Below are 20,976 nucleotides of genomic sequence, written 5' to 3' on the forward strand. Positions count from 1 at the left end.
CGCGTGCCGTCCCCACCGGCACGCGCCGGCGGCGGGGAAGTGAGCAGACCGTGACGACGAGCATCAGCCCCACCAAGGCGAGCCTGCCTCCGGCCCCGCCGGTGCAGGCGGCGCGGCGCGGTTTCACCGAGATCGTCGCCCCCTACGCCTACATCGCCCCGTTCTTCGTGCTCTTCGCGGTGTTCGGCCTCATCCCGCTGCTGTTCACCTTCTATGTGGCGCTGTTCGACTGGAACCCGATCGGCGAGCACGTGTTCGTCGGCATGGACAACTTCAACCGGCTGGTCGGGGACGTGCGGTTCTGGAACGCGGCGCGCAACACCGTGAGCATCTGGCTGCTGTCCACCGTGCCGCAGTTGCTGATCGCGCTGGTGCTCGCGCACCTGCTCAACCACGTACGGCTGCGCCTCGCTCTGTTCTTCCGCATGACGATGCTCGTGCCGTACATCACCTCGGTGGCCGCCACGGCCATCGTGTTCGTCCAGATGTTCGACCGCGACTACGGGTTGCTGAACTGGCTGCTCGGCCTGGTGGGTTTCGAGCACATCGACTTCACCCAGTCGGTGATGGGCAGCCATGTGCTGATCGCCGTCATGGTGACCTGGCGGTGGTTCGGCTACACGACGCTGCTCTACCTGGCCTCACTGCAGGCGGTTCCCCGAGCGATCTACGAGGCGGCCGCCGTCGACGGAGCCGGAGGTGTGCGGCAGTTCCTGCACATCTCCCTCCCCTCGTTACGGCCGGTCATCGTCTTCACGATCGTGACCTCGACGATCGGCGGGCTGCAGATCTTCACCGAGGCCCTACTCATGAACCGTGGCGCGGCCAACACCTGCGGACCGGTCCGCCAGTGTCAGACACTCACTCTCTTCCTGTTCGAGCAGGGGTTCATCCAGTTCAAGTTCGGTTACGCCGCGGCGGTCGGGGTGGCGTTGTTCGTGATGGTCGTCGTGCTCGCCGGCCTCAACTACTTCCTGTCCACCCGGATCCGCCCGGTCAAGGGCTGAGGGGGCGATCATGAAGACTACGAGGAGACGGCGCTCCGGCGAGCGTGTCCGATGGTGGACCTACGCGCTGCTGGCGCTCGCCGCCTTCGCCTGCCTGTTCCCCCTGTACTGGATGTTCATCGTCGCCACCACCGACACCGCGACGGCGATCAAGCTGCCGCCCGAGATCGTGCCGGGCGGCAACTTCTTCCACCTCGCCGGCCTGGTGTTCTCGACCGTGCCGTTCGTCCGGTCGATCGTCAACAGCCTGGTCGTGGCCGGGTCGATCGGCGTGGGCCAGGCGGTGCTGTGCGCGCTGGCGGGCTTCGCGTTCGCCAAGATGCGCTTCCGTGGCCGCAACGCGCTGTTCCTGTTCGTCGTCCTGACGATGACCGTGCCGACCCAGCTCGCCATCGTCCCCCAGTACATGATCATCTCGTCGCTGGGCTGGGTGGACACGCTCCAGGCGCTGATCGTCCCCGGGTTGGCCAACGCCTTCGGCATCTTCTGGATGCGTCAGCACATATCGTCCGCGATCAGTGACGAGATCCTTCAGGCGGCCCGCATCGACGGAGCGTCGACCTGGCAGATCTTCTGGCGCGTCGCGTTCCCGCTGGTGCGTCCCGCCGCCTTCGTGCTCGGTCTGCTGGGCTTCGTCACCGCGTGGAACGACTTCCTGTGGCCGTTCGTGGTGCTGAAGTCGCCGGAGATGTACACCGTCCAGATCGCGATCAAGGCGTTGCAGAACAGCTTCAACATCGACCTCGGGCTCGCCATGTCCGGCTCCTTCCTCGCCACCCTCCCGCTGCTCGTCCTGTTCGTCTTCGTCGGGCGGCGCATGGTGGCCGGGATCATGAACGGCGCCTTCAAGGGCTGAGGCCGCCGTCGAGTGGGCCTTCGCGCTCTTCGGTGTCCGGCCGGCCACCTCGCCGAGCGAGGCGGCCGGCCTGTTCCGGGTCAGGCCGTGGTCTGCTTCTCGTTCCAGGTGTAGTAGAGGTAGGTGCTGCCGGGCCCGGTCAGCGTGCCGTAGACCTGCCAGAAGCTGTTGGGGCCGAGCGAGTAGCGGAAGACCTTGTCTCCGGGCCGGTCGTCCACGAACACGGACTGTGTCCCGTTGTTCCAGATCCGTACCTCGATGGTGAATGTCTCGGTGTCCGGGATGTCGAGGCAGACCTCGTACGTGTACTCCAACGGGCCGCCGATGTTGTAGCTGTGACCGTCCACCGCCGGCCGCTGGACGTTGGTGGGGACGTAGCTGTTCACGACCCGGGTGTACTCGCCCGTGGAGCAGTCGACCGCAGGGGCGGCTGCGGACGCGGGACTGATGCCGGTGAGCGTGGCGCCGAGGACGCCGGCGGCGACGGCGAGAACGGAGATGGTGCGCTTCATGCCTCTCCTCATCCGTGCAGTGACCCCCCAACCAAGTAGTTGAAGGCTGAACTGATTCTGGCGCGATCAACGCATTTGGACAAGTGTGGGCAAAAATCGAAACACGTACGAGTAAAGTCCCCGGGCTGCCTCGTGCGCAGTCGGCGGTCCAGCGCTGTCAGACGCCCAGGTCCCGGCGCTGGTGCATCCGTCCGTTTCCGTCGAGCTCGATGATGGTGTCGACGCCGATCCGCTCAAGGAACGCGAAGTCATGACTGACGATGAGGAGCGCGCCGCGGTACGCGTCGAGGGCTTCGGCGAGTTGCTCGACGCTGGCGATGTCGAGGTTGTTCGTCGGCTCGTCCAGGATCAGCAGTTGGGCAGGCGGCTCGGCCAGGAGGAGCCGGGCGAGCGAGACCCGGAAGCGCTCCCCGCCGGAGAGCGTGCGGACGGGGCGGTCCACGCTGTCACCACGGAGCAACAGCCGGGCGAGCTGGTTGCGGATCGTGCCCGCCGGCGTGCCCGGGGCGACGGCCCGCACGTTCTCCATCGCGCTGGCGTCTTCATCGAGCCCGTCCAGGCGTTGCGGAAGGAAACCGACGAGTTCGGTCACAAGGCGGCCGTGCGGTCGCCCGGGCGTCGGCTCGGCATGTCGCACGAGCTGCTCGATCAGAGTGGACTTCCCGGCACCGTTCGCGCCGACGAGCGCTACCCGTTCCGGGCCCTGGATCACGATGGTCCGGCCCTCGTCCTCCAGCTCCGCCAGCCGCCGCCCGCGCGGGACGTCCGGATCGGGCAGCACCAGATGGATGTGCTCCTCATCGCGGACGCGTGCGTCCGCGGCGTCGACCGCGGCCTGCGCGGCCTGGACCTTGTCGTCGAGTGTCGAACGGAGTGATCCCGCGGACGCCTGGGCCTTACTGGCGCGGTTGCCGGCGAGGATCTTCGGGATGCCGCCGTCCTTCTGGGTCTTCTTCCCTGTCCGCTCGCGGCGCGCCAGCTTCGTCTCTGCCTCGATGCGTTGCCGCTTCTCGACCTTGAGCGCCTGCTGAGCCGAACGAGCGGCCTGCACGGCGGCTGCCTGCTCCTGCTCCTGGTGCTCCTTCCATGCGCTGTACGGGCCGCCGAATGTGGCCAGGGTGCCGCTGTACAGCTCCGTGGTGTTGTCCATGTGCTCCAGTAGATCGAGGTCGTGGCTCACGACGACGAGCGTCCCGGGCCACTGGTCGACGAACTCGGCCAGCTTGGCGCGCGTGGCGCGGTCGAGGTTGTTCGTGGGCTCGTCGAGCAGGGTGATCGGGGTGCGGCGGACGCGCAGCCCGGTGATCGCGATGAGCATGCCTTCGCCACCGGAGACCTCGGCGACGCGGCGGTCGAGGTCCGCGGCGGAGAATCCGATGTGGTGCAGAGCTTCGTCGGCACGGGACTCGATGTCCCAGTCGTCACCGATCACATCGAAGTGGCGTTGGTCGGCGTCGCCGGACTCGATCGCCTTGATCGCGGCGAGGGTCCCGTGGATGCCGAGTAGCTCGGCGACGGTGGTGTCCTGACGCAGTGTGAGCGTCTGCGGCAGGTAGCCGACCTCGCCCACGACGTCGATCTGCCCGGCAGTCGGGTGCAGGTCACCGGCGATGAGCCGGAGCAGGGTGGACTTGCCTGCGCCGTTGCGGCCGATCAGTCCGGTCCGGCCGGTGCCGAAAGTGCCGTTGACCCCGGCGAGCGCGATGATGCCGTCGGGCCACTCGAAGGTCAGATCACGGAGGGTGATGGCGGATTTCGTCGACATTGCGGTGTTTCTCTTTCCCTATCCCCGTCGACCGCGCGGTGTGGCATGGCGATGCCAACGTGAACGGGTCGCGGGAGCCGGCGGAACTGGCAGGACAACCGGCCACGGGGCCGTGGGCCGACGCGGGCGAGAGGGTTCGACCGGAACGGGCACGAATCACGCTCCTGCGGCAAGGGAGCCGCTACCCGGACGCCGGGCAGGAGGAGGTTGCGTACCTGGCAGGTCGTAGTCGCGCGTTCGCGGTCAGGCACCTGGGACCGAGGCCGGTGCGATGCGAACGTGCCGGCGAGATCACGCGTCGGTGTCAACGCCCGGAAGGGCGGACTCACGCGCGTGCGTTGCGAAACGATTGTTCACTGGTACGGACGATGCCCGCACAAGTGAAGCCACCGGCAGTTCGGTGGCTAGGCTCTGTCCACCTCGATCAGTCCCATGCCGGGCACCTTACCAGCCCTTGTATCTCGCCCGAGCGCGACTGGCAGGGCGGGCCGTCGTGCCCGCCCCGCGACGAGGGAGACCCCATTCAAAGCCCAGGCTAGGAGTGCCCTGCCCCACTCACGATGCCGCCTGGATGGCGGCCCGGACCTGCTGGGCGAATCCGCGCACGGTGTAGTCCGCGGGAAGGCTGTCGATCAGCACGACATCGGAGATGGCGTTGTTGGCACGCAGGGGCAGGATCTCCTGGTATTCCGCCGAGTTGTACCACCGGTCGGCGGCGGCTCGGTCGGGGAACTCCATGAGGACGACCAGGCCCGGCCATGCTCCTTCCACGACGCTGACCTCGCCGTTCGCGAGCCACTTGCCGCCGTAGGGCTTCACGGTGGCCTCGACCTGTTCGAGGTAGGACAGACCCGCTTCGTCCGTGGGCGGTGTTGCTCGAAAGGCTCCACGCCTCGTACGTGATCGGGGGGACCCGCGGATTCCGTGGTGTGCGGCCGCCCACATAGATGGTGCCTATAATCTACTTCTCGCGCGGCACGCCGGCCTCGGACGCCTGGAATCCAGCCTCCGGCACGTTCCCGGCGATGAATCGAAGCGACGAGGGATCGAAGATGAGTCGAGTATCGCAGGCTGAGGCACGGGCCAACCGGAAGCGTGTGGTGGAATCCGCATCGCGACTCTTCCGCGAGAAGGGGGTGCGCGATGTGAGCGTCGCCGACGTCATGCAGTCGGTCGGCATGACGCAGGGCGGCTTCTACAAGCAGTTCGCCTCCAAGGCGGCGCTCGTCGACGAGGCCACGGCCGAGGCCTTCTCCGAGATGCTGCGGTATCTGACAGCCTTGGACGACTGCCACGGTGGTCACGATGCCGCGTGGTCGTCGCTGATCGACTCCTACCTGTCGGCCGAAGCGCGTGACAACGCCGGCAGCGGATGCCCGGCAGCCGGGTTCGCCGGCGATTTCGCCCGAGATCCTGAATCTCGCGACACTTACGCCGCTGGAATTCGCGAGATGGCCGGGTGGATCGCTCCTGAGGACACCGGACTGGCGGCCCTGTCCACGCTCGTGGGCGCTCTCCTGCTCGCGCGGGCGACGGCGGGCTCCCCTCTTTCCGAGGAAATCCTGCGAGCCGCGAGGAAGGCAGCGACTCGGCTGACCGAATGAACGACCACGGAGCCGTCCGTTAGATCAGGTCCAGCACCCCGACTCTCTGGCCGCCGCTTTCCTCGCCGGTGAGCTGGAACCCGAGCTTCCGGTAGAAGCCTTCGGGCCCGTCTTCCGCCGGCTCCCACGTGACGTACATCCGCGTGGCGCCGCGACGCCCGACTTCGGCGGCCACGGCCCTGACGGCGAATCGGCCGACGCCCTGTCCCTGGGCCTCGGGTGTCACGTTGAGGCGCCACAGCCTTGACCGGAAGTCGATCCCCTTGCCGTCCCAATCGATGTCGATGAAGGCCATGAGGAATCCGACCGGACGGTCATCGTCGAGGATGAGGCGGGGCCAGGCCACCTGCGGCTGCACGTAGGCCTCGGCCAGGGACTTCACCACCGGCGAGACGAAGCGCTCCTGGTCGGGACGGACTTTGACAGCCATGGCCGTCTCGACGTTGGCAGGAGTGATCGGCACCAGCCGTAGCGACTCGTTCATGAAAAGACCATAAGGGCCGTGATCGCCATGGCGGGGATAGTTTCGGGCAGGCCCTCGGAGAAGGGCCTGCCCGTCCTCGGATCACGTGTCAGCCCATGCTCTTGGCGCCGTCCAGGGACTCGCGGATGATGTCGGCGTGGCCGGCGTGCTGGGCGGTTTCGGAGACGATCTGCATCAGCACCCGGCGGGCCGACCATCGCGCGCCGGCCTCGAACCACGGGGCCTTCGGCAGCGGCTGGGTCGCGTCCAGGTCGGGCAGGGTGGCCACCAGCTCGTCCGTACGGCGGGCCACCTCGGCGTAGGCGGCCAGCAGACCGGCGAGTGTCTCACCGCGCTGCATCCGGAACTGGTCGGCCCATGTGGCCCAGTCGGCCTCGGTCATGGTCGTGGCGTCGCCCATCGCCGCAGGGCCGTGCAGGATGAAGTCCGCCCACCTCCGCTCGACCAGGGTGACGTGCTTGATCAGACCGCCCAGGCAGAGCTCGCTTGCCGTGGTTCGCTGCCCGGCCTGCTCATCGGTGAGGTCGCGGGTGGTGAGGCGCAAGAAGTGCCGGCTCTTGGCCAGTGCCGCCAGCAGGTCCGCGCGCTCACCGCTGATGGCCGGCGCGTCGGTGAGATCGGGAGTGCTCAGCTCGTTGACGGTCACAGTCGTCTGCCTTCCGTTGTTCCGCTCGGTCGAGGACCACGCTAGGAGGCATAACGGTCACTTTCTGACCTGAATCGGCGAGAGAATCGCGACCATGGCGAACACCAGCACGCGGACGCTGCGGCTGCTCTCCCTGCTCCAGACCCACCGCTACTGGCAGGGCAGTGAACTGGCCGAACGGCTGGGAGTCTCCGTACGCACCCTGCGCCGGGACATCGACCGGCTGCGTGAGCTGGGCTATCCGGTCGAGGCGCAGCGCGGTGTCGACGGCGGTTACCAGCTCGCCGCGGGCGCCGCGCTGCCGCCGCTGGTGATCGACGACGAGGAGGCGGTCGCGCTGGCCGTGGGACTGCAGACCGCCGTCCAGGGGGCGGTGGAGGGCATCGCCGAGTCCTCGGTGCGGGTGCTGGCCAAGGTGGTGCAGGTGATGCCCACCCGGCTGCGGCACCGGGTCGAGGCGCTGCGCACGATGACCGTACCCGCCGGGTGGGACGGCCACGCCCCGACGAGCGTCGACCCGGACGTGCTCACCACGGTCGCGCTGGCCTGCCGGGACCATGAACGGCTTCGCTTCACCTACACCCCCGCGGACGGCCGGCGGACGGACCGGCACGTCGAGCCGCACCGGCTGGTCCGGCTCGGCCGCCGCTGGTACCTGGTCGCGTACGACCTGACCCGGCACGACTGGCGAAGTTTCCGGGTCGACCGGCTGGCCGAGCCCGAGGGCAGCGGCTCCCGGTTCCGTCCCCGGGACCTGCCCGCCGCCGACGCCGCCGAGTTCGTCCGCGCCGCCATGGACAACCTGCCCCGTCCGTACCGGGTTGAGGCCCTCGTCGACGCTCCGGCGGTCGCCGTGCGCCGGCGGATCGGCCACTGGTGCACGGTCGAGGAGGTCGACGCCGAGCGCTGCCGGATCCGGATGATCACCCACTCTCTGCACTGGCCGGCCATGGCACTGGGGATGGCCGGCGCGGACTTCCGCGTCCTCGCCCCGCCCGAACTGCTCGACGAGATCCGCGAGTGGGGGGCCCGGTTCCAGCGGGCCTGACACCGCGCCGGGAGGCGCTCTACCAGTCGCGTACGGCGTCCACGCCGGCCGCGAGCATGTCCGCCGCCGATTCGAGCCGTACGCCGAGAGCCTCTTCGGCGTCGCTCACCATGACGTCGAGGGCGGCGAAGAGTTCCTCGCGTTCCTCGGTCTCGATGAACCCCGTCCGGCGATCGAGCAGGTTGAAGGCCTCACCGTATTCGCGGCCGATCTCGTGCAGCCGGGCCGGCCGGTCCTCCTGAGAGCCGTCGGAAAGCACTGCGATCAGTGCCGCCCGCGTCTTCCTGTACTGCGCCACGGCCCTTCTGAAGCAGGTTCTGCTGATCTGCTCGCGACCGTCCCAGTCGCGCAACGGGTTGCCGCGGTTCTCCGCGACCCATTCGGGTTTGCGGGCAGCGGTGATGTCGACGTAGGTGCCGTACGCGACCTGGGGGCGCCATCTCGACCGCATCGCCACGGCGTACTCGTGCGGGATGCTGCGCAGGTACAAGAACTCCAGCGTGGGAACGCGTTCGGGCAGCAGAGCATCGGCCGCGCTCATGCCGAAGAGATCGGTGATCCACAGCTGTCGAAGCGACGCCAGCCGGTTGAGACCCGACGCGTGGACGAGCAGGCCGAGGTCGCCGGACAGGCAGAGCGTCCTCAGCTCGGGAAAGCGCTCGGCGAGCCGCTCACAGTCGAGCGACTCGACCTCGGTGACACGCAGATGACGAATGTCCCGGCGCGGTTCGCCGGGGTCGCTCGTCATCCGGTCGAGACCGGCGCCTGTGGTGCTCATCTCGCGCGGATCCGACCAGAGGGCACGCTCACCTCTGTCCCAGCGCCTCTGCCGAGCGAGCTGTTCGCCGAGGCGCCAACCTATGGAGTAGCTCTGTGAGGGTGTGGTGCACAACAGCGGCAGCGTGCCGATGACCTTGTAGCTGCGCGGAAGGACCCACTCGTAGTTGCAGTGAGATGGGCCTTTGATCGCGTTCGCGTGCCTCAGCACCAGGGGTGACACCTCGCCGAGGTCCGTCACCGAGGCGGGCTCCGGGCCCGACCAGTCCAGCTCGAGCACTCCCGCCGTCTGCCAGTCCGGATTGAGGTCGGTGATCTGCGCGGCCGTCCACGCGCCGAGAGACTCGGAGAACGTCACGACGACGTCCCCCGGTGCGATCGGCCGCGGGGGCGAGGTCGGTTTCCGGCCAGCCATGTCCGAAGGGTAGTCGGCAAATGGATCACTCGCACGATGCTCAGTCGTCGGCCGGTTGGATGGGGAAGTTGGCGCGGAACACGTTGTCCGGGTCGTAGGCGCGTTTGACCTGCCGCAGCCGGGCGAGGTTGGCCTCGCCGAACGCGTCGACCAGCCGCTCGGGCCGGGTGTCGGTGTCGAAGGACAGGTAGAGGCCGTCGGTGTGCGGCGCGACCTCGGCGTCCCACGCGGCGTCCAGGGCCGGCTGCGCGGCGCCCATGGCGGTGAGCAGGAAGTTCTGGTGCCGGTGCGGATAGGCGGTCGCGTCGGGAGCCAGGTCGTGCGCGGCGCCACCGGTGGCGCGTATCTGCAGGAAGTAGGACACCCCGGAGCGTGCGATCCTCTCGAAGGCGCGGCTCACGTCACCGTCCAGGTGAGTGACCAGGCCGGAGCGTACGGCGGGGTCGCCGCCGCCGGTGTGGTGCCTGTCGGCCGGCTGCACCACGCCCGAATAGGGCAGCACGTATCCCTGGTGCCCCAGCAGCGGGCCGGCCTCGGCGAGCCGTTCGAGCTCGTGCACCGCGGCGGTGGTGTCCGCACCGGCGTAGACGGTCATGAGCTGGGCGACCGCGTCCTGGCCGCGGCGCGGCGGGGACAGGATCAGGAAGCTCGTCAGCTCACGCGGCGCCTTCTCCACGGCCGCGCCCCAGCGCTCCAGCAGCCCGGCCGTGTCGCGGGCGTCCAGGGTCATCTGGGAGAAGACGACGTCGCCGAGCTCCATCGCCTCGATCTCGGCCCAGGTCACCACTCCGAGGTTGCCCCCGGCGCCGCGCAGGCCCCAGAACAGGTCGGGGTTCTCCTCCCGCGAGGCGTGCAGCACCCGCCCGTCGGCGGTCACGACCTGCGCGGCGACGACGTGGTCGATCGTCAGGCCGAAGCCGCGCCCGAGCAGGCCGATCCCGCCCGTGGTCGCGAGGCCGCCCACGCCCACGCCGCCGTAGTCGCCCGAGCTGATCGCCCATCCGTGCGGGACCAGGGCCTCGGCGACCGCGCCCCAGGTCGCGCCCGCGCCCAGCCGCACCCGGCGGGTGGCCGGGTCGACGACCTCGACGGTGTCGAGCGCGCCGACGTCGAGCACGATGCCGCCGTCGTTCGTGGAGCGGCCGCTGATCCCGTGCCCGCCGGAGCGTACGCCGAGCGGCACGTCCTGGGACCGGGCGTACGCGAGCCCCTCGACGACCTGGTCGACGGTCCGGGGGCGCAGCACCAGGCCGGGGGACCCGGCGCGCAGGTAGTTGTGCCGCACGGACTCGTACGCGCGGTCGCCGGGCTCCACGGCGTCGGCCGCGAGGCTCGCCGGGACCTTGTCGTAGTCGATCCCGTCGCGGCGCAGTGCGATCGCGGCCGTTCCGCGGCGGGCGGCCGCGGGGACGGTGCCCGTGGCGGCCCGCGCACGCGCCACCGCGTCGCGTACGGCGGGGGCGATCTCCTCGCCGTACACCTGGATGAGCCGCGGGTCGTCCGTGCTCAGGATGAACGTGCCGATTCCGTCCTCCAGCGCCAGGCCGGTCAGCTCCTCCACCCACTGCTCGACCGGTCCCTGCAGGAAGCCCTGGCGGGTCTCGGCGACCGCGCCGCCGATGTTCAGCAGGCGCCGCACCTGTGCCGGGTCGCGCCCGGCCTCCGCCGCGGCCTCGTCGATGATCTCGTTGCCGCGCCGCAGGTCGCCGTCCTTGAGGTAGGCGAGCGAGGGGAGCCAGCCGTCGGCGTCCCGCGCCACCAGGCGCAGCATCCGCGGCTTGTAGGCGCCGACCCAGATGGGGATGTCGTGGGCGGGGGCCGGGCCGCGCTTGGCCCCGGCGACGCGGTGGTGCTCGCCGTCGACGCGCAGGATGCGGCGCTCGCGCACGTCCCAGACGCCGCGGATGATCTCGATCGCCTCCCCCAGCGCGGTCACCGATTCGGCGGGTGTCAGGCGGGTGCCGCCCATCGACTCGATCGCGTCCCAGAAGGCGCCCGCGCCGATGCCGAGCGCGAACCGGCCGCCGGAGAGCAGGTCGAGCGATGCCGCGGCCCGGGCCAGCGCCGCCGGCGGGCGCAGCGGCAGGTTCAGCACGTTGCCCGAGACGGTGATCCGCTCGGTCTGCGCGGCAACCCAGGACAGCAAGGTCCAGGTGTCCAGGAACCCCGGCTGGTACGGATGGTCCTGGAACGTCACGAGATCCAGCCCGGCGGCCTCGGAGACCCGGGCGAGCCGGACCGGTCCCTGCGGGTCCTGGTTCTGGGGTGTGAGAAACGTGCCGAAGGCCAGATCGTGGCCGTAATCCTTCATTGCCGGGCCCTCTCCAAAGTAGTCTATTTTACAGACTATATGCGGAACAACTCATCGGAGAGTCAGCGTATTCCGGGTTAGGGTGGACGGTGTGAGCGCGCGCGAACAGACCGGCACCCCGACGCCGTCCACCCAGGGATCCGTGCTCGGGTGGTCCCTCACCGTGCTGCTGAGGGAGTGGAGCACACGCGTCGAGGACATCTCACGCGACCTGCCGCACGGGGTGCGCGGCTACCAGGTGCTTTCCGCGGTCGTCCACGAGGCGCCGCCGACGCAGGCCGCGCTCGCCGCCCGCCTCGGCATCGACCGCACCGTCATGACGTACCTGCTCGACAAGTTCGAGGGGTGCGGTCTCGTGGAGCGCCGCCAGGACCCGGCCGACCGCCGCGCGCGGCGCATCGTGCCGACCGAGCACGGCCGGGGTGTCCTCGCCGAACTCGACGCGCGCGTCGCGCGGGCCGAGGGCGAGTTGCTCGCCGGGCTCCCGCCCCAGGACCGGCGTGTCCTCCTGGCGCTGCTGGAGCACGCCGCCACCGGGGCGGCTCCCGGCGAGGACCGCTGCGCCGCCGTCGCGAGATCGGCCGCACTGACCCGGGAGTCCTGACCCGGGAGCCGTGACGCGTCCAGACCTACACCCTGGTCCGCCTGGCGACCGGCGAATGGAAGGTCGCCGCCTTCCAGAACACCAAGCACAAGGCCCTCATGGAGGCCATCTCCTTCAGGGCGCAGCCCGCCACCAGACCCGCCGCGTGACACCACGGGCGTCACGGGGCATGGGGCCCGCGGTACGGCAGGGTCTCGCTGTAGACGATGTTGGTCGTGGTGCTGCCGAACTGCGCCAGATCGTCCACCACCTTCTCCAGGTGGGCCATGGAGGTCGCGGCGACCTTGAGCGTGTAGCAGTCGTCGCCGGTGGTGCGCAGGCACTCCAGGATCTCCATGCGCTCGCCGAGCAACCGGTGCAGCGGCTCGTGCCGGCTGCCCGGATACTTGAGCCGCACCACGGCGAGCACGGCGTATCCGGCCTTCCCCAGGTCGACGACCGCGCGGTATCCGCTGATGACGCCGGCCGCCTCCATCCGCCGTACCCGCTCGGTCGTCGCGGAGGCGCTGAGGCTCACCCGCCGGGCCAGCTCGGTGAGCGGTACGCGGCCGTCGCGCTGCAACTCGGTCAGGATGGACCAGTCCGTCACGTCAAGACTCTCGGCCATCGGCCGAATATACCGTGAAATCCACGGCCAGATGCCCTCCATCCAGGGAGTTCTTTCTTCCACAGGCCCTGATCGCCTGAATAGGCTGGACCGGTGAAACTAGGCGTCAACGTGCCGAACTTCGGCCCGGGCACCCGGCCGGACGTGCTGCGCGGCTGGGCCGAGACGGCGGAGGGGCTCGGGTTCGACCTGCTCATGGTCTCCGACCACGTCGTGGTGACTCCCGACGTGGCCGAGCAGTATCCCGCGCCGTTCTACGAGCCCTTCACCACGCTGTCCTGGCTCGCCGGAATCACCACCAGGATCAGGCTCGGCACCACCGTGCTGATCCTGCCCTACCGGCACCCGCTGCTGACCGCCCGGATGGCGGCCAACCTCCAGCAGCTCAGCGGGGGGCGGCTGGTCCTCGGCGTGGGGGTGGGCTGGGCGCGGCAGGAGTTCGAGGCGCTCGGCGTGCCGTACGAACGGCGGGGGGCGCTGACCGACGAGCACCTGCGGGCGATCCGCCTGGCCTGGCGGGACGAGGAGGACTACCGGGCCGGGCACATCCCGATCTGGGTCGGCGGCGGCAGCGACGCCGCTCTCCGCAGGGCGGTGCTCCTCGGCGACGCGTGGCACCCGCTGCGGTTCACCTTCCCGTGGCTGGACGAGCGGATGGACCGGCTGGCCGCCGTCGCGGAGAGCCTGGGGCGCCCCGCCCCCGTGTTCGCCCCGCGCATCCTGCTGCGGCTCACCGGCGCCCCGGTGACCGGTGAGGGGCGCCACGCCGGCGAGGGCACCCTCGACCAGGTCGTGGACGACCTGGAACGGCTGCGCCTCCTGGGCGCCGAGACCGTCCTGCTCGACCCCTTCCACGGGGACCCCGAGGAGACGAACCATCCCGAGACGGCGTGGCACATGCTCGAGGCAGTGGCCGCCGCGTACACAGGAGCGGAGCAGTCATGACACCCGACGACGAGAAGTTCCTCCGCAGGGCGATCGAGCTTGCCGCGCAGGCTCGGGCGGGCGGCAACCCGCCGTTCGGCTCGCTGCTGGTGGGCCCGGACGGCGACGTGCTCGCCGAGGAGCGCAACACGACGCTGACGGAGTCGGACATCACCGCCCACCCCGAGCTGAAGCTCGCACGCTGGGCCGCCCGCGAGCTCGATCCGGCCGCCGCGGCCGCGACCACCATGTACACGAGCTGCCAGCCGTGCGGCATGTGCACGGGCGCCATCGAGCGCTCCGGGCTCGGCCGGGTCGTCTTCGCCCTCTCGGGCGAGCAACTCGCCACGCTGAAGCCGCCCGCCGGCCCTCCGTCCGTACGGCAGGAGGGGCCGGCGCTCTTCGGCGAGGCGCGCCTACCCGTCGAGGGCTACTACGTCTGAGGCGAGGTCAGCCGGCGTCCGGGACGAAGCTGAGGTTGAGCACGCCGGTCTTGAACGTCTCGGACTTGACCAGCTTCAGCTTGTGCGTCGGGGTGTCCTCGAACAGACGCTGCCCGCGGCCGACGACGATCGGGTGGACGAGCAGGTTCAGCTCGTCGAGCAGCCCGTTGGCGAGGAGCCACCGCACGGTCGTCGCGCTGCCCGACATCTGGAGATCGCCGCCCTCGATCCGCTCCTTGAGCTCGCGCACCCTGGCCGCGACGTCGCCGTTGACGACGGTGGTGTTGTTCCAGTCCGCCTTCTCCAGGGTGCTCGACAGCACGTACTTGGGGGCGCTGTTGAAGGCCGCGGCGATCTCCGGGTCCTGGTCCGTCGTCGTCCAGTACGCCGACCACTCCTCGTACAGCTTGCGGCCCATCAGCATCCCGGCCGAGTTCTGCATGCCCGCCTGGACCACGGCGCCCATCTCGTCGTTCCAGTACGGGAAGTGCCACTGGTCGGGCGACTCGACGACGCCGTCCAGGGAGATGAAGAAGTTCGCGACGATCCTGGCCATGTGCTCCGCTCTTTTCCATACGACGGTGGCTGCGAACAGGAGATTAGGCGGGGTCGCTCGCCCGGGTCTTGTACAGAAACGACACGGCCGTGCCGTACGGCCTCACGAGCGGCGCAGCCGCCAGAGCATGTAGGCGGCGACGGACGACGAGTCGCTGACGACGCCGTCGAGGATCATCTGCTCGAACTCGGTGCGGTGCACCCATCGCTGGCGCATGTCCTGCTCGGTGTGCTCGCGGCGGGGCTCGCCCTTGGTGAGGCCGGTCGCCAAGTAGACGTGCAGCCCCTGGTCGGTCATCCCGTGGGCGTTGTCCATGCGCCCCAGATAGCGCAGCCGGTCGGCCAGGAGCCCGGTCTCCTCCACCAGTTCGCGCCGGGCCTCGTCCTCACGGGTGTCCGCCTCGGCCATGCCCTGGGGGAAACTCCACGAGCGGCGGCCGATCGGGTACCGGTACTCCTCCACGATGTGGAAGCCGTCGTCCTCTTCCGGCACGATCAGGACGAAATCGGGCCTGACCACGTACCCGTACAGGCCGGGGGAGCCGTCCGGGCGCTCGATCGCGTCCTCTCGTACGGTCATCCACGCGTTGCGGTAGACGACGCGAGAGGAAACCTGCCGGATCACGGGCTGCGCTTCGGTCACGTGGCCGGATACTACCGACGCCCGGACGGCCGCGGCGGTCACTTCTCCGTGGGCTGGTAGGCGAGGGACAGCACGCCCGTCGGGAAGGTCTCCGAGGAGGTGAGCTTCATCGGGATCTCCAGGCCCTCCTCGAACAGCCGCTGGCCCTTGCCGACCACGAGCGGGTGGACCAGCAGCCGGAGCTCGTCGAGCAGACCGTGCCGCATCAGCGAGCGGACGAGGTTCGTGCTGCCGCTGATGCCGATGGTCCCGCCCGGCTGCTGCTTGAGCTTGGTGATCTCCTCTGCCAGGTCGCCGTTGACGAGGGTGGAGTTCTGCCATTCGACCGTGTCCAGGGTCGTCGAGACGACGTACTTCCGGATGTTGTTGATGAAGCCGGCGAAGGGGTCGTCCGCGTCGGTCTTGCCCGGCCAGTAGGCCGCCCAGGCCTCGTACGTGACCCGGCCCATCATCATCGCGTCGGACTCCGTCATCAGTGCGCCCACGGCCGCGCCCATCTCCTCGCTGAAGTAGGGGAAGTGCCACTGGTCGGGCGACTCGACGACACCGTCGAGGGACATGAAGAAGCTGGCGACGATCTTGCGCATCTGGATCTCCTCTGTCTCGCGCTTGCGTGACTCCAGACTGGCAGCCGACTAGTTCAACTGTCAAGACAAATTTTATTTTCGGTACCCTGTGATGCGGTGCCACATGATGCGGTGCCGGAAGAAGAGCGCCAGGAGGGATATGCCCCTGCCGATACCCCGCCTGGCGATGCGCCCGCGTCCCCCGGGGCGGGGGATGCGGGCCGACGAGCCGGATCCGGGCGAGGCCCGAGCGGCTCGGGCCGAGCATCGGACGGGCCGGTATACGGGCCGTATAGGTCCTGATGGGGAACGCGTGCGACGGTGTGGTCCGGGCGGGGTCGCCGCCTTTACCGGCTCGTTGACAGAGCAGGCGGTGATCCTGGATTCTTCACTCCGGTGTCCGGACAGAGGCGGAATCTGAGTGGAATTTCATGTTCTGGGGCCGCTCAGCGTTACCCGCGATGGCCGTCCGGTCCCTGTAGACGGAGCGCCGAAACTCCGGCTCACCCTGGCCGCGCTGCTGTCCAGAGCGGGCCAGCCGGTGTCCGTCGACTGGTTGATCGCCGCCGTCTGGGGCGACCGGCCGCCGGCGTCCGCGCGGCGCAACGTCCACCTCTACATCCACCAGCTGCGGCGGGCGTACGGCGCGCACGTCCTGCCCGGACGGCCCGGCGGATACGCGATCGTCACCGACGCGCTCGACGCGACACGGTTCCGTGGCCTCGCCGCCCAGGCGAGCGCGGCCCTGGAGCAGGGCGACCTCGAATCCGCCCGAGATCGGCTGCGCGCGGCGCTGAACCTGTGGCGGGGGCCGGCGTTCGCGGAGTTCGCCGACTGCCCGCTCGTCGCCGACGAGGCCCGGCGGCTGGAGGAGTCGCGACTCACGGCGTACGAGCGGCTGGCGGAGACCGAGCTCGCTCTGGGGCGGCATGCCGAGGTGGCCGCCGAACTCGCCGACCTCATCGAGGAGCATCCCTACCGGGAGAGCCTGCACGGGCACCTCATGCTCGCGCTGTACCGGTCCGGGCGTCAGGCCGAGGCGCTGGAGGTCTTCCGCCGGGCCCGAGACCTCCTGAACGCCCAGCTCGGCATCGAGCCCGGCCCCGTGCTCCGGCGTCTGCACGAGGCGATGCTCCGCGGGGACGAGGACCTCCTCCCGGCACTCGCCCCGGCCGCGGAGCGGCCGAAGACGGGCGACTGCCCGTACCGGGGCCTGATGGCGTTCCAGCCGGAGGACGCGGAGTGGTTCTTCGGCCGTTCCCATCTGGTCGACCGGCTCCGCGAGCTGGTCGACCGGCTGCCCGTGGTCGGTGTGTTCGGCGCGTCGGGAAGCGGCAAGTCGTCGCTGCTGCGCGCCGGCCTGCTGGGGTCCGTGCCGAGCGGGGACGGGCAGGGGGCGCCCTCGCGGGGGTTGCTCATGACGCCGGGCGAACACCCGCTGGACGCGCTGGCCGACCTGGTGGCGAAGGCGACCGGCGGCGACCCGATGGCGCTGCGCGACGACCTGACCCGGGATCCGGCCGCTCTGGCCGTCGCACTGCGCGGGGTGCCGGAGACCCGCCTGCTGCTGGTGGTCGACCAGTTCGAGGAGACCTTCACGCTCTGCGCCGACGACGACGAGCGCCGCCGGTTCGTCGAGGCTCTCCTCGGCGTCGCACTCGACGCGGGCCGCGTCGTCCTCGTGCTCGGCGTGCGCGCCGACTTCCTCGCCCACCTGACCCAGCACCCCGCCCTGGTCGAGGCGCTCGGCGGCGAGGCCCAGATGCTCGTCGGGCCGGTGTCGTCGCCGGACCTCCGGGAGATCGTCGTACGGCCCGCCGCCCGGGCGGGGCTCACCGTGGCACCCGACCTGCTGGCCACGGTGCTGGCCGACGCCGCCGAGGAGCCGGGCAGCCTGCCGCTGGTCTCGCACGCGCTGCTGGAGACCTGGCGGAACGCCACAGGACCGAGGCTCACGCTGCCGGCCTACCTGGCCGCCGGCGGCGTACGCGGCGCCATCGCGCAGAGCGCGGAACGGGTCTACGGCGAGTTCGCCCCGGCGGAACGGCAGGCGGCGCGCCGGATCTTCCTCCGGCTGACCGCGCTGGGAGACGGCACCGAGGACACCAGGCGTCCCATCTCCCGGACGGAGCTCGTCGGCGTGGCCGACCCCGGCGTCACCGCACGCGTGCTCGACCGGCTCGCCGCCGCGCGACTCGTCGTCCTCGCGGAGGAGACGGTCGACGTGGCACACGAGGCGCTGATCAGGGCCTGGCCGCGGCTCCATCACTGGCTCACCGACGACCGCGAGAACCTGTTCGTCCACCGGCGGCTCACCGACGCCGCCCAGTTGTGGCGGGAGCTGGACCGCGACCAGGGGGCCCTGTATCGGGGCGCCCAGCTTCTCGTCGCCCGGACCTGGGCGGAGGACCACCCGCAGGAGCTCAACGACACCGAAAGCGCCTTCCTGCGGGCCAGCCGCGCGCTGGAGGAGAGCGAGCGCACCGCGGCGCGGCGCCGCACCCGGCTGCTGCAACGCCTCCTGGCCGGGATGGCCGTGCTCTTCCTGCTCGCCCTGCTCGGCGGCGGCGTGGCCGTACGGCAGGGCGGCGAGGCCGCCCACCAGCAACTGGTCGCCCTGTCGCGGCAGCAGTCCCTGCAGGCCCGATCGCTCCTCGGCACCGACCCCGACCTCGCCGGCCTGCTGGCGATCGCGGCGTTCCGGCTCGACCCCGAGCCCGAGACACGGGGCGCCCTGCTGAGCGTGTCGGCCGCCGCGCGCCGCCGCACCGAGCTCAACCAGGAAGGGCCGGCGGTCTTCGGGCTGGCGTTCAGCCCGGACGGGTCGCGCCTGGCCTCGGCCGGCACCGACGGAGCCGTCGGCCTCTGGGACGTGCGGGCCCGCGAGCGGGTCGCCACGTTCCCCGGTCCGCTGACCCGTACAGGACCGGGGGAGATCCACGCCAGGGCGGCGGCGTTCAGCCGCGACGGCAGGCTGCTCGCCTCCGTGGTCAGGGACGCCGCGCTCGGATCGAGCAGGGGCGTGGTCGTCGTCTGGGACGTGGCCTCCCGCCGGGCCGTGTTCCAGCGGCAACGGGACAGGCTCACCGACGCGATGGCGCTGAGCCCGGACGGCACGAGGATCGCGGTCGGGGCCGGCACGGGCGCGGTCGAGCTGTGGGACCTGCGCGACGGGAGCATGCGCACGCTCAAGGGACACCGGGAGGAGGTCGTGGCGCTCGCCTTCAGTCCCGACCAGGCGTTCCTGGTGTCGACCACGGGTGGCACCGAGAACCCCCTCGTGTGGGACGTCTCCTCCGGGGCGAAGGTCGCGGCGCTCGACGCCGTGAACGTCCACAGGCTGGGCTTCGATCCCGCGAACGGAACCCTCGCCACGGGATCGTCGCACTACGGTGTGCGGTTCTGGCGGATCGCGCGCGACCATGTCACTCGACTGCCGGGGCTGCCGAAGAGGTCGCCGTACACCTGGGACATGTCGGCTCCGGTCGCCGGCCGGATCGCCGTCGCCGACGAGGACGGCCTGATCACGATCTGGGACGTGGCGCGACGGCAGCCCGTCGAGACCTACCAGGACAGAAGCCGCACGGAGACGCTGTCCCTCGCCCTGAGCGCCGACGGCTCCATGCTCGCCTCGGGCGGGCTCGGCCGGACCATCGTGGTCCGCGAGCGCGCCGTTCCCCCGTTCAGCGGACACAGCCAGGCCGTGAACGACATCGAGATCAGCCCGGACGGCCGGCTCGTGGCGTCGGCGAGCAGCGACAGGACCGTCCGGCTGTGGGACGTGCGGGGAAACCCGGTCGCCACGATCGGCGACCACCCCGACCATGTGCGGGCCGTCGCCTTCAGCCCGGACGGGCGCCGGCTCGCGACCGTCACCCGCAGTCACACGCTCACCCTCTGGGACACCGGCAGCGGACGCAGGCTCGGCACGGCCGCGTACCAGGGGCTCGGCGCGTCCACCGACGTCGCCTTCGATCCGCGCGGGCGCTTTCTCGTCGCCACCGCGCTCGGCCGGTTCCGGTGGGACGTCAGCGATCCGGCGAAGCCGGTCGAGGCGCCGTTCCCGGGCGGATACCTCGTCTCGGCGCTGGCGTTCGGCCCCCGCGAGCCGCTGCTCGCCACGACCGGCCCCGCCGGCGACCTCATCGTCTGGGATCTGGCCCGGGACCGGGAGGTACGCGCCCTCAGGGCCGGGCAGGGCTCGGTGCTCGACGTCGCCTTCAGCCCGGACGGCACGTCGATCGCCACGGCGGGCGCCGACCGCACCGTCAGGCTCTGGGACACGCGGACCGGGGCGGGCCGCGGCACGCTGACCGGCCACACGGCTCCGATCCAGGTCCTCGCCTTCAGCCGGGACGGCCGTTCGCTCGCGTCCGCGGGGGACGACCGCACGATCATCGTCTGGGACCTCGGGACGATGCGGCCCTCGGCCACGCTGACCGGTCACACGGCTCCGATCAGGGGACTGGCCTTCACCGCCGACGGGGACCTGATCTCCGGAGGCGAGGACGGCAGGATCATCCGCTGGGGGCTCCGCCCCGAAGCGCTCGTGGGCCGGCTCTGCGCGGAGATCGGCCGCGACCTCACCCGCGCGGAGTGGACCTCCCACTTCCCCACGCTGGACTACCGCCCGACGTGCTGAGGGACCACGTGTGCTGAGGGACCACGTGCCGAGAGGACCGCGCGGTCAGACGAACGTGAGCGCCATGGTGTCGGTATGTCCCGACCAGCTCAAGGTCAGGCGCCAGCAGCCGGCCGTGGGCAGGCTGACCGACGAGGGCCCGGCGCCTCCCGTGAGCTCACGGGTCACCGAGGTCGTCGTCCCGTCGAGGCGCGCCTCGATCGTCAGCGGCCGCATCGGCTGCTGCGGCAGCCGCGAGACCCACAGGATCTTGTTGCCGTCGTCGGGATCGGTGGACGCCTTCGGCGGATACTCGAACAGCACGGCGAGTATGTCGCCGCGCTCGCCGAACACGTGCGGGATTCCCGATCCGTCGTCGCTGAAGCCCCCGCGTGCCCAGGTCGGCAGCGCGTCCCGGCTGACGGCGGACGCGCACGCGCCGGACGGCCGCCCGGCGTCCCGGGCCTCGGGCGCCTGACCACCCGCCGAGCACCCGGCGGCCACGACGAGTGCGCTCAAGGCCCACAGGCCCCGTCTGATCACCACACCGACCTCCTCCGCGATGTCGTTCTCCATACGGTCGGGGGC

General features: G+C 70.5%; 20 protein-coding genes. 8 read left to right on the forward strand and 12 right to left on the reverse strand.

The genetic code is table 11. The features are described 5' to 3' along the window. Window positions 1-50: 50 nt before the first annotated feature. Together HHX30_RS22435 and HHX30_RS22440 are read left to right on the forward strand one after the other, a co-directional pair. The gene (locus HHX30_RS22435) at window positions 51-1,007 is read left to right on the forward strand and encodes a carbohydrate ABC transporter permease (RefSeq protein ID WP_169983944.1); all 957 of its coding nucleotides are present in this window, start codon (window positions 51-53) and stop codon (window positions 1,005-1,007) included. Between the two features lie 10 nt (window positions 1,008-1,017). Further along, window positions 1,018-1,863, forward strand: coding sequence for a carbohydrate ABC transporter permease (locus tag HHX30_RS22440; protein WP_169983945.1), 846 nt, complete (start codon window positions 1,018-1,020; stop codon window positions 1,861-1,863). Between the two features lie 80 nt (window positions 1,864-1,943). On the opposite strand, the gene HHX30_RS22445 is transcribed toward HHX30_RS22440, so the two are convergent. From HHX30_RS22445 to HHX30_RS22455, 3 genes are all read right to left on the reverse strand, one after another. Next, entirely contained in the window at window positions 1,944-2,375 is a 432-nt protein-coding gene (locus HHX30_RS22445) for a hypothetical protein (RefSeq protein WP_169983946.1), read from the reverse strand. Between the two features lie 157 nt (window positions 2,376-2,532). Continuing rightward, window positions 2,533-4,140, reverse strand: coding sequence for an ABC-F family ATP-binding cassette domain-containing protein (locus HHX30_RS22450; RefSeq protein WP_169983947.1), 1,608 nt, complete (start codon window positions 4,138-4,140; stop codon window positions 2,533-2,535). Between the two features lie 555 nt (window positions 4,141-4,695). Next, complete coding sequence (locus HHX30_RS22455; protein WP_169983948.1) at window positions 4,696-5,085, reverse strand: DUF1330 domain-containing protein; 390 nt, start codon at window positions 5,083-5,085, stop codon at window positions 4,696-4,698. 80 nt (window positions 5,086-5,165) lie between these two features. Here HHX30_RS22455 and HHX30_RS22460 point away from each other — a divergent pair, with 80 nt between their 5' ends. Continuing rightward, window positions 5,166-5,744, forward strand: coding sequence for a TetR/AcrR family transcriptional regulator (locus HHX30_RS22460; protein WP_249350317.1), 579 nt, complete (start codon window positions 5,166-5,168; stop codon window positions 5,742-5,744). A 19-nt stretch (window positions 5,745-5,763) separates the two neighbouring features. Here HHX30_RS22460 and HHX30_RS22465 read toward each other — a convergent pair whose 3' ends face one another. Both HHX30_RS22465 and HHX30_RS22470 read right to left on the reverse strand, forming a co-directional pair. Continuing rightward, a complete protein-coding gene (locus tag HHX30_RS22465) occupies window positions 5,764-6,228 on the reverse strand; it encodes an N-acetyltransferase (RefSeq protein WP_169983949.1) in 465 nt (154 codons plus the stop codon). Window positions 6,229-6,316: 88 nt separating this feature from the next. Further along, window positions 6,317-6,874 (reverse strand): DinB family protein, encoded by a 558-nt coding sequence (locus HHX30_RS22470; RefSeq protein WP_169983950.1) that lies wholly within the window; start codon window positions 6,872-6,874, stop codon window positions 6,317-6,319. A gap of 94 nt (window positions 6,875-6,968) precedes the next feature. On the opposite strand from HHX30_RS22470, the gene HHX30_RS22475 reads away from it, so the two are divergent. Further along, entirely contained in the window at window positions 6,969-7,922 is a 954-nt protein-coding gene (locus HHX30_RS22475; RefSeq protein ID WP_169983951.1) for a YafY family protein, read from the forward strand. Window positions 7,923-7,941: 19 nt separating this feature from the next. Here HHX30_RS22475 and HHX30_RS22480 read toward each other — a convergent pair whose 3' ends face one another. Next, window positions 7,942-9,114 carry a hypothetical protein gene (locus HHX30_RS22480; RefSeq protein ID WP_169983952.1) on the reverse strand — a complete coding sequence of 391 codons (1,173 nt, stop codon included), beginning with the start codon at window positions 9,112-9,114 and terminating at the stop codon, window positions 7,942-7,944. A 40-nt stretch (window positions 9,115-9,154) separates the two neighbouring features. Further along, window positions 9,155-11,425 carry an LLM class flavin-dependent oxidoreductase gene (locus HHX30_RS22485; protein WP_169983953.1) on the reverse strand — a complete coding sequence of 757 codons (2,271 nt, stop codon included), beginning with the start codon at window positions 11,423-11,425 and terminating at the stop codon, window positions 9,155-9,157. 91 nt (window positions 11,426-11,516) lie between these two features. On the opposite strand from HHX30_RS22485, the gene HHX30_RS22490 reads away from it, so the two are divergent. Continuing rightward, the gene (locus HHX30_RS22490) at window positions 11,517-12,029 is read left to right on the forward strand and encodes a MarR family winged helix-turn-helix transcriptional regulator (protein ID WP_169983954.1); all 513 of its coding nucleotides are present in this window, start codon (window positions 11,517-11,519) and stop codon (window positions 12,027-12,029) included. Window positions 12,030-12,189: 160 nt separating this feature from the next. Here the strand turns inward: HHX30_RS22490 and HHX30_RS22495 are convergent, their stop codons facing one another. After that, window positions 12,190-12,636 (reverse strand): Lrp/AsnC family transcriptional regulator, encoded by a 447-nt coding sequence (locus HHX30_RS22495; protein ID WP_169983955.1) that lies wholly within the window; start codon window positions 12,634-12,636, stop codon window positions 12,190-12,192. 93 nt (window positions 12,637-12,729) lie between these two features. Here HHX30_RS22495 and HHX30_RS22500 point away from each other — a divergent pair, with 93 nt between their 5' ends. Together HHX30_RS22500 and HHX30_RS22505 are read left to right on the forward strand one after the other, a co-directional pair. Further along, window positions 12,730-13,581: an LLM class flavin-dependent oxidoreductase gene (locus HHX30_RS22500; RefSeq protein ID WP_169983956.1), complete on the forward strand. Its 852-nt coding sequence runs from the start codon at window positions 12,730-12,732 to the stop codon at window positions 13,579-13,581. Then, a complete protein-coding gene (locus HHX30_RS22505) occupies window positions 13,578-14,003 on the forward strand; it encodes a nucleoside deaminase (RefSeq protein WP_169983957.1) in 426 nt (141 codons plus the stop codon). The genes HHX30_RS22500 and HHX30_RS22505 overlap by 4 nt, the downstream gene beginning before the upstream one ends. Before the next feature lie 7 nt (window positions 14,004-14,010). Here the strand turns inward: HHX30_RS22505 and HHX30_RS22510 are convergent, their stop codons facing one another. From HHX30_RS22510 to HHX30_RS22520, 3 genes are all read right to left on the reverse strand, one after another. Then, the gene (locus tag HHX30_RS22510) at window positions 14,011-14,559 is read right to left on the reverse strand and encodes a dihydrofolate reductase family protein (RefSeq protein ID WP_169983958.1); all 549 of its coding nucleotides are present in this window, start codon (window positions 14,557-14,559) and stop codon (window positions 14,011-14,013) included. 102 nt (window positions 14,560-14,661) lie between these two features. Further along, entirely contained in the window at window positions 14,662-15,201 is a 540-nt protein-coding gene (locus HHX30_RS22515) for an NUDIX hydrolase (protein ID WP_311922716.1), read from the reverse strand. 38 nt (window positions 15,202-15,239) lie between these two features. Beyond that, window positions 15,240-15,788 (reverse strand): dihydrofolate reductase family protein, encoded by a 549-nt coding sequence (locus HHX30_RS22520; protein WP_169983959.1) that lies wholly within the window; start codon window positions 15,786-15,788, stop codon window positions 15,240-15,242. Between the two features lie 400 nt (window positions 15,789-16,188). Here HHX30_RS22520 and HHX30_RS22525 point away from each other — a divergent pair, with 400 nt between their 5' ends. Then, window positions 16,189-20,409 (forward strand): BTAD domain-containing putative transcriptional regulator, encoded by a 4,221-nt coding sequence (locus HHX30_RS22525; RefSeq protein ID WP_169983960.1) that lies wholly within the window; start codon window positions 16,189-16,191, stop codon window positions 20,407-20,409. Window positions 20,410-20,454: 45 nt separating this feature from the next. Here the strand turns inward: HHX30_RS22525 and HHX30_RS22530 are convergent, their stop codons facing one another. Next, window positions 20,455-20,934 carry a hypothetical protein gene (locus tag HHX30_RS22530; protein WP_211592367.1) on the reverse strand — a complete coding sequence of 160 codons (480 nt, stop codon included), beginning with the start codon at window positions 20,932-20,934 and terminating at the stop codon, window positions 20,455-20,457. Window positions 20,935-20,976: the final 42 nt, after the last annotated feature.

Source organism: Microbispora sp. H10836 (genome assembly GCF_012999525.1).
GTDB lineage: Bacteria > Actinomycetota > Actinomycetes > Streptosporangiales > Streptosporangiaceae > Microbispora.